Genomic DNA, 4,635 nt, shown 5'->3' with positions numbered 1-4,635 from the left:
CGGCCGAGGTTGTGTGCAAACGGCTTTGATTCGCGAGTATGCCGAACAGCGGCTGTGCGGTCGGCATCAGCGTGACGGAGTCATCCAGTGGTCTCATCGCGCAAACGCAGGGTTGTTTTAGGACCAGAGTGGTTGCACGAGTCGCAAAGGCCATCTAAAGGCACTCACGCCCCCAGCAATCTCATCGCCTTCATCGTTCTGGCAATACCCAGGATGGCGATGAACCGCTTGAGGTTGTAAGCCAGCACGTGCAGACTCATCTCAGTGTTGACGTGCTCCAGTTTCTTCGTGAGGAAGTGCGTCCAGCCCATCCAGTGCTTGAGTGTCCCGAACACGTGCTCCACGGTGCACCTTCGCAGCGTCATGGCCACAGGTTTGCGATCCAGGCGAGCCTGTACGCGGTCGAGCACCTCTTCATGCTCCCATCGCCGAATGCGCCGATAGGCGCTTTTCGTGCACTGGTCTTTGATCGGGCACTTGGGACAAGCGCTGGTCCAGTAGACGCGAAGCTCGTTGCCGTTCTTCTCCAACGTGTTGAACCTGTAGATGGCCCGCTGCCCGGCGGGGCACTGATACTCGTCGTCCTTCGCGATATAGATGAAGTCGCTCTTGTCGAAGCGTCCCTCGGCCTTGGCGTTCGAGGTCATCGGCTTGGGCACGTAAGTCGTGATGCCCGCGTCCTCGCAGGCCTTGAGTTCCGTGCCGTTGAAGTACCCCCGATCGGCAAGGGCCTGCAGCTTGGTCTTGCCCATCGCCTCGCGCGCAGCCTTTGCCATCTTGCTGAGCTGCGAGCGGTCGTTGCCGTCGTTGGTGACCTCGTGTGCCACGATCAGGTGATGCCTGGCATCGACGGCCGCCTGTACGTTGTAACCCACMAGGCCCGAGCCCTTGGCCTGCGAGTTCATCGAACGCGCATCGGGATCGGTGGTCGAGCGCTGGCCGTCGGGCTCGTCTTTCAGTTGCTCTTTGGTCCGGTCCAGTTCGCGCATTTGCTCGCGCAGCTTCTTGATCTTGTCCGTCAACCGTTCGGTCTTGGCCTCGACCTCCGCCGGCTGCGTGCGATCCGCCGTCTCCATGGCATCGAGGTAGCGTTGGATGCTTTGTTCGATCTGCCGCTGGCGCGCGTCGATCTTGCCGGCAGTGAAGTTGCGGTCTCGACTGTTGACTGCCTTGAACTTGCTGCCATCGATGGCCACGATGGCGTGAGTGAACAGCTTGAGATCTCGGCACATGCCGACGAAGCGCTTGCAGACGTTGCGGATGCCCGCACCATTGTCGTGGCGGAAATCAGCAATGGTCTTGAAGTCCGGGGCCAGGCGGCCTGTGAGCCACATCAGTTCGACCGATATAGTCGTCAAGGCATTCGGGCAGCAGCGTCACCTGCTGCCGGTCTTCGCCTTCGATGAATCGCTTCATGGGCCACCACCTCGTTCAGACGGGTTGGCTCAATATAGGTGACCATCAAGGGAGTTTCCACACAGCCTCGGCCAACACCGGACCTTCGCCCCGCTCGCTCATTGAATGACGCCAACCCTCTTCGTCTGCCATGAACATCCAGGAGCGCGCCCATCCGATGCACCAATGATTGCCTCCGTTTTGCAAGAGGCAGCGCAGTGGCTCATTAGCGAGGCTCGTCTGCGTCCACCGAACTGCGGCAGGGGTGTTGCAGATCCAATGGTCAAGAAGACGTTCGTGACGAAAATCTTCATTTCGGCCTTTAGTCACCCGGTCCTCGGGCTGCTGCTGCTCCTCATGGCGGCCCTTCCGCTTGCAACGACAGCCCAGGAACTCCGGGCCGAAACGCAGGGCCGCATTGAGTTCCAGAGCTTCACGCCCAAGACGATGTTTGACCTTGCGCGGGAGCGTCGCCAGAACTGGACGGAACAGAAGGTCTGGGGCGACCTGCACCTGCCGCAGCGCAGGGAAGGCAACGACGACAAGATCCCTGCTGTCGTGCTCATGCACGGCAGCGGTGGCATCGAGCCGAGCATGACGCAGTGGGTGGACGCCTTCAATGACATCGGCGTTGCCACCTTTGTCGTGAGCGTGTTCGAGCCGCGGGGCGTCAAGCGGACGGCGGAGAACCAGTCGCTGGTGCCGTATTCCGCAGACCTCATGGATGCATTGCAGGCGCTTCAACTGCTGGCAAGCCATCCGCGTATCGATGCCTCCAGAATCGGCGTGATGGGCTTTTCGCGCGGCGGAAGCGCTGCCTTTCAGGCGGCGGAGGAGCCGCTCCGGCGTGCCGTCATCAAGAGCGACCTGAAATTTGCGCTGCATATCCCGACGTATGCCGGATGCAACCAGGTCTATTGGTCGCCGCAGATCACGAAGGCGCCGATCCTCAACCTGGTCGGGGCGGATGACGACTACAGCACGCCCGGACCCTGCGGGCAGCTTGCCACGCGATACGCCGATGCAGGCGCACCTGTTCGCACCATCAAATATGCCGGTGCGGGCCACTCATGGGACGCCATGTACAAAGTGTTCTACCTTCCTGGCGCAACATCGGCCGCTTCGTGTGGCGTGCTGCGGTGGGACATCGAGCCCTGGAAGATCACGGCCGAACGCACTGGCGAGACCGTCGACCCAGCGAGGCTCTCGGAGTTCTTCAGTGCATGCGTCAAGCCGGGCGCGCATGTCGGGCGAAACGAGATGGCATTCAGACAGTCGCGCAAGGACGTACAGGAGTTTGTGAGGGAAGTGTTCTTTGCCGGCAAGTGACTTGGCTCTCTTGGAATCCGGTGCCGGCGCACTTTTGGCGCAGCAGGGCTCGACTCGAAGACCATGGGAAGAACTCTCATCGCGCCGGTTGACGTCTGCCGGCCAGAAGTTGCCGTTGCCTCACGCGCCAAAATAGGACTCGAACCCATACACGCAAACCCGGAGGCGACGGCATGACCATTGAGCTGAGCAAGGAAGCCCGAAAGGAGGCCATCGCATCCATCGAGAGGTATTTCCGAGAGAACATGGAGGAGCCCATCGGCAACTTGGCTGCGGGTGCTCTACTCGGCTTCTTCTTGGAGGAGGTCGGCCCTGTGATTTACAACCGAGCTGTCTCGGATGCACAGGAGCGGCTTCAGGCAAGAGTCTCAGAACTGGACATCGAAGTCCATGAAGAAGAATTCCAATACTGGCGCAAGTACGACCGCAAGGGGCGGGCGCAGAAGTGATGGCCGGCTGCTTCCGTACACGGCCAAGACCAGACATTCGATGCCTCCCCCTGAAAGTTGATTGACGATATGGACGAACTGCCGAGTTCTCTGCACGAGGACATCAAGAAGCTTTGCGCCGAAGGGGATGCGCTCGCAGAGCGTCGTCTCTATGAGGAGGCAATCGCCACGTACAACAAGGCTTGGGCGCTGGTACCGGACCCGAAGAACGATTGGGAAGCCAGCACGTGGGTACTTGCAGCCATCGGCGACGCCTGCTTCTTGGGTGGATTCTTCACGACAAGCATGGAAGCACTGAACTATTCGATGCAGTGCCCCGGCGGGCGCGGCAACCCTTTTCTCCATTTGCGCCTCGGCCAATGCGCGCTTGAGCTGGGGCAAGACGATGTGGCGTCCGACAACTTGGCCAGGGCATACATGCTCGAGGGCAAGGAAATATTTGCCCAGGACGACGCCAAGTACTTCGAGTTCTTGAAGACCAAGCTTGCACCTCCGGCATCCGGTGTCTGGTGACGACGGCGCGGTGCGCATGTCCTGCCGCATACCGTGGGGCAGAATCCGGCCCAGAACCGGCCCTTCAACTGCGGTCCAGAAATCGAACGGGGGAGCGAACATGTGGAAGCGTGGTGACGTTGCCGAAGGTGTGGACTACCAACTGGCTTTGGTACAGCGGCGTGACGGTTACCGTGCCTACGTCCTATTTGAAGCCGGGCAAGGCGATGGAATCGACGGCCTACGCTTCGTCACGACGGTCGTGCCCCGTGACCTGCTACTGAAGCGCGACCTACTTGGAATTGCGCAGGCGGTCAAACTGACCGACGGCACCTCTTTCGGCGTTGAAGCCCACGGAGTCTGGTTGACCCCAGAGGAATGTGCCGCGTTCGAGCGCCAGGTGGCTTGGAGCGAAATGCCTTGGCTCAACGGCTTGGCTCCTATCCTTCCTCCAAAATGAACGGTGACCCGCAGCGTCAGCCCGCGGCCAGAACCAGCCGTTCAACGATGCCGCTCAAATAGCCGGTGAGCCGACGTTCGCATGTCATGATGAGCGTGGAGCAATGGAGGAAGCACAATGGGTTGGACCACTCAGGAACTCGCCGTCTTCTTGCGAAAGCGGAACGTTCCCGAAAGCGCGTATTCCTTTGACGGCGACAAGGACGATGCCTATTGCATCCGGAGGGTCGGCGCCGAATGGCTTGTGTACTATTCCGAGCGGGGTCACACGAACGAACTGGCTTGGGGGAAAACCGAAGCGCAGGCCCTCGACGTGCTGAAGCTGTACCTGCTCGAAGCGCACCGATTGCTGTGACGGTTGCCGGCCGAGGTTGTGTGCAAACGGCTTTGATTCGCGAGTATGCCGAACAGCGGCTGTGCGGTCGGCATCAGCGTGACGGAGTCATCCAGTGGTCTCATCGCGCAAACGCAGGGTTGTTTTAGGACCAGAGTGGTTGCACGAGTCGCAAAG

General features: G+C 60.2%; 5 protein-coding genes and 1 pseudogene. 5 read left to right on the top strand and 1 reads right to left on the bottom strand.

Translation table 11 applies throughout. The annotated features are described in order from the left end of the window. Positions 1 to 164: 164 nt before the first annotated feature. A pseudogene (locus AC1DN9_RS29890) lies at positions 165 to 1,416 on the bottom strand (IS1182 family transposase). A 276-nt stretch (positions 1,417 to 1,692) separates the two neighbouring features. Between AC1DN9_RS29890 and AC1DN9_RS29885 the strand changes: the two are divergent. From AC1DN9_RS29885 to AC1DN9_RS29865, 5 genes are all read left to right on the top strand, one after another. Further along, positions 1,693 to 2,724: a dienelactone hydrolase family protein gene (locus AC1DN9_RS29885; RefSeq protein ID WP_478105990.1), complete on the top strand. Its 1,032-nt coding sequence runs from the start codon at positions 1,693 to 1,695 to the stop codon at positions 2,722 to 2,724. A gap of 173 nt (positions 2,725 to 2,897) precedes the next feature. Continuing rightward, entirely contained in the window at positions 2,898 to 3,173 is a 276-nt protein-coding gene (locus AC1DN9_RS29880; RefSeq protein ID WP_478105989.1) for a DUF2164 domain-containing protein, read from the top strand. Positions 3,174 to 3,242: 69 nt separating this feature from the next. Next, entirely contained in the window at positions 3,243 to 3,686 is a 444-nt protein-coding gene (locus tag AC1DN9_RS29875; RefSeq protein ID WP_478105988.1) for a tetratricopeptide repeat protein, read from the top strand. Positions 3,687 to 3,786: 100 nt separating this feature from the next. Next, complete coding sequence (locus tag AC1DN9_RS29870) at positions 3,787 to 4,125, top strand: hypothetical protein (RefSeq protein ID WP_478105987.1); 339 nt, start codon at positions 3,787 to 3,789, stop codon at positions 4,123 to 4,125. Positions 4,126 to 4,242: 117 nt separating this feature from the next. After that, complete coding sequence (locus AC1DN9_RS29865; protein WP_478105986.1) at positions 4,243 to 4,479, top strand: hypothetical protein; 237 nt, start codon at positions 4,243 to 4,245, stop codon at positions 4,477 to 4,479. Positions 4,480 to 4,635: the final 156 nt, after the last annotated feature.

It is taken from the genome of Variovorax sp. 05L425 (assembly GCF_056397705.1).
This window is presented reverse-complemented; position numbering and strand designations above follow the sequence as displayed.